Origin of the sequence: Flavonifractor sp. An306 (assembly GCF_002159455.1) — a bacterium.
GTDB lineage: Bacteria > Bacillota > Clostridia > Oscillospirales > Oscillospiraceae > Flavonifractor.
On the sequence record NZ_NFIQ01000216.1, the window covers coordinates 1 to 972 of the forward strand.

General features: G+C 57.7%; 2 protein-coding genes. Both read right to left on the minus strand.

Translation table 11 applies throughout. The features are described from left to right. Positions 1-434, minus strand: a 434-nt coding sequence (locus B5F88_RS19720) for a hypothetical protein (RefSeq protein WP_140402236.1), incomplete at its 3' end; no start/stop codon positions are given. After that, positions 431-972: PcfJ domain-containing protein (locus tag B5F88_RS19725; protein ID WP_204246286.1), on the minus strand; the 542-nt coding region annotated here is incomplete at its 5' end. The genes B5F88_RS19720 and B5F88_RS19725, both read right to left, overlap by 4 nt.

Below are 972 nucleotides of genomic sequence, written 5' to 3' on the forward strand. Positions count from 1 at the left end.
CCGCCCTTCCCATCCGGGTCAGGATATGTAAGCCCATATAGGCCCGTATCCCTATCGCAAAGATAATCTTCTGCATCTTCAGATAATTCCCAATGTCCCCAGTCTGGCTGCTCCACAATCCACACAGGCTGCCCGCCCATCCCCCGCAACTGCTCCAGAGTAAGGGGATTGTCAGAGAGTGTGTTTCTGAACTCCTTCAAAGAAAATCGGTAGACTCTATAGGCCCCGCTCGGATTGTCCAGTGACTCCCCCTCCACCAGGTCGCGCAGCATATCCTCAAAGCCAGCACCCTCCAATGTGTCGATGCTGTAGAGCTGCCCACCATACACCAAAGCCCATTCCCCATTATCCGGTTCCGGACCGTAAGAAATCCAGACCTTGTCAAAATCCATTTTGTCGAGGTCTACCTGGGTCAAGGGTCTGTTGTCCTTCATGCTACTTCCTCCCCTTTCTTCATCTGGATAACCGGCTTCCCGCTCTTGTCCTTGGGTGCTCCGGCCCGGACCCAACTCAGCCAGAGATCTTCAAACGCCTGCACCTCCGGTGTACGGGGGCCGTTCCTCAGTCCCCGGTTCTGTCGCACAATCAGCTCCTTCTCATCCAGCTCCAGCGTATAATAGGAGCTTCCGGGGCTGGATTTTCTTCGGATGAAGAAGATGGCCGTCTGTCCCCCGGCATGGCGTTTCCCATAGGTACTGACACAGTGGTGGAGGGCCTTACCCTCATCGGTAAGTTCCTTCTGGCTGGCCGCCGGCCGGATCAGCAGTCCCCCTGCCGCAAAAACATACTTACGCAACACCTTCCGCCGCACCCGGAACTTCCCCGCCATCCCCCTCTCCTCCTGGATGGCGGCCTGGGCGGCAGCCTCGTCGTGGGCGGCAAACAGGTCGTGAGGAAAGCGCACCTGATCGCTGCTCAGATCCCAGCCCAGCCGCCCGGCCATATCCCAGTAGTCGGTGAGGAGCTGCACAT